This is a genomic window from Streptomyces sp. NPDC021224, assembly GCF_044332905.1.
Classification (GTDB): Bacteria; Actinomycetota; Actinomycetes; order Streptomycetales; family Streptomycetaceae; genus Actinacidiphila.
On sequence record NZ_JBIRPW010000043.1, the window covers coordinates 1 to 1,861 of the forward strand.

At 65.3% G+C, this 1,861-nt stretch carries 2 protein-coding genes; one reads left to right on the forward strand and one right to left on the reverse strand.

Translation table 11 applies throughout. The features are described 5' to 3' along the window. The first annotated feature begins 136 nt into the window (after positions 1-136). On the forward strand, positions 137-928 hold the full coding sequence (locus ACH4PY_RS37085; protein WP_398192932.1) for a hypothetical protein: 792 nt from the start codon (positions 137-139) through the stop codon (positions 926-928). Between the two features lie 21 nt (positions 929-949). Here ACH4PY_RS37085 and ACH4PY_RS37090 read toward each other — a convergent pair. Further along, positions 950-1,823 (reverse strand): IS5 family transposase gene (locus ACH4PY_RS37090; protein ID WP_398192933.1). Its coding sequence is split into 2 segments (ribosomal slippage): positions 950-1,439 and positions 1,438-1,823, totalling 876 coding nucleotides; the frame shifts between segments, so codons are not numbered across the junction. Between the last annotated feature and the right edge of the window lie 38 nt (positions 1,824-1,861).

The window sequence follows — 1,861 nt, forward strand, 5'->3', positions numbered from 1 at the left end:
CTGCGGAAGTGCTGGTCACTGTTTGGCTGCTCGTGCGGAGGTTGTGAGTGCAGCCTGATTGCCCAGCCAGCTGGAGATGGCGCCGAGGGCGGGCAATACTCTGCAGTCGCCCTGCCCGTTGAAGAGGCAAAGTGTCATGACATTCGTTGAGCGACCATCAGACGCGGAAATACTGGCCGCGCTGCCCGAGCTCGCGTCTTTCGGCCGGGAGGCTGTCCTACTCGATCCTGCACGTGGCCACCCGGGGGTGAGAGACAGCTCCATCGGCGGCCCGTTGCTCTGGCCTGCCGATGAGCCGTGGCCGGTCTGCTCCGGACCTGACGAGGAGGAGCCGTCAGGCGTTCCGGCGGTCGCGATGGTGCCGGTCGCGCAGATCTACGCCCGGGACGTACCGGGTCCGTGGTGGCCGGCCGGGACGGATCTCCTGCAGGTGCTGTGGTGCCCCAACGAACATTGGGACGCGCCGGCGAACCAGGCCGACGTCAGCCCGATCGTGGAATTGCGCTGGCGACAGGTGGCCGATGTGGATGAGCACCTTGTGGGCCCTCCCCACCCGGTACGCCACTACGAGTTCGGCTACCTCCCGGAGCCGTGCATGTTCACAACCAAGCGGCTGATTGACTTCCCATACCGTGAGGAACTCCCCGTCGACCTCCAGCCGCGCTTGCAGCGGTTGATCGAGGAGACCGACGACGAGGGCAAGGACACCATCACCCGTCTCCCGGGCTGGAAGCTGGGAGGCTGGCCCACCTGGCACTTGTCACAGCCGACGCCGATCACCTGCGAGGCGTGCGGAGTGGTGATGCCGCTCGTGTTCACCATCGCGAGCGATGACCAGTCCGCGGTGGTAGTCGGACGGTGGGGCGAGTTGAGGATCTTCGCCTGTCAGACGGATCACTGTCACCCTTTTCACGTCAATCTTCATTAGGTCGAGCTGTGAAATCGCTGTTCACAGCCATTCGTTGATGGCCGCGACCAGCACTGTCGCCTCATAGCGGACGGCGAGTTTGTCGTACCTCGCGGCGACGGCCCGGTATCGCTTGATGCGGTTGATCCCCCGCTCGACCGCGTGTCGCTGCTTGTAGTCCTCCTTGTCGAACTTCGGCGGCTGTCCGCCACGCGATCCGCGTTTGAGGCGGTTGCGGACCCGGTCCTCCGGGATCGGGATCGTGGCCTCGATCCCACGTCTGCGCAGGTAGAAGCGGTTGTCGCGGGAGTCGTACGCCTTGTCGGCCCGCACCCGATCCGGCCGCTTTCGCGGCCTGCCCAGCCCCAGCCTCGGCACCCGGATGGCTTCCAGGACCGCTTCGAACTGCGGGTAGTCGCCGCGCCGGCCGGCCGTGATCACGATGGACAAGGGCTTTTGTCCGTGCCCGACTGCGAGGTGGATCTTGCTGGTCAGTCCGCCACGGGAGCGCCCGAGGGCGTGGTCGGCCGGCTCGACGAAGACACCGCCGGGCGGTTCCTTCTGGAGATCCCCTTTTCGCCGCGCCTGCGGCGTGCTGGTGGGCACGGCAGACTGTGGAGTCGACGCTCACGTACCAGGTGATCAGACCCTTGGCGTCAGCGTCAGCCTGGAGCCAGGTGAGGATCTTCGCCCAGGTGCCGTCGCGCTGCCAACGCCGAAACAAATCGTAGACACGGTCCCAGGGTCCATAACGCTCCGGCACGTCACACCAGGGAGTACCCGTCCGGGTCCGCCACCGTATGCCGTCTATCAGCTGCCGCCGCGTCCACACCCGCGGGCGGCCCGCCTTGATACCCTGCGGCAGCAACGACTCAAGCATGCCCCACTGGCCATTCGTCAGATCACCACACCCCACAAGACATGATCATGAACGAACAAAATTCACTTTCACAA

Excerpts from the sequence above, each read along its gene's own strand:
- ACH4PY_RS37085 (WP_398192932.1), top strand. The coding sequence starts at position 137 with ATGACATTCGTTGAGCGACCATCAGACGCGGAAATACTGGCCGCGCTG.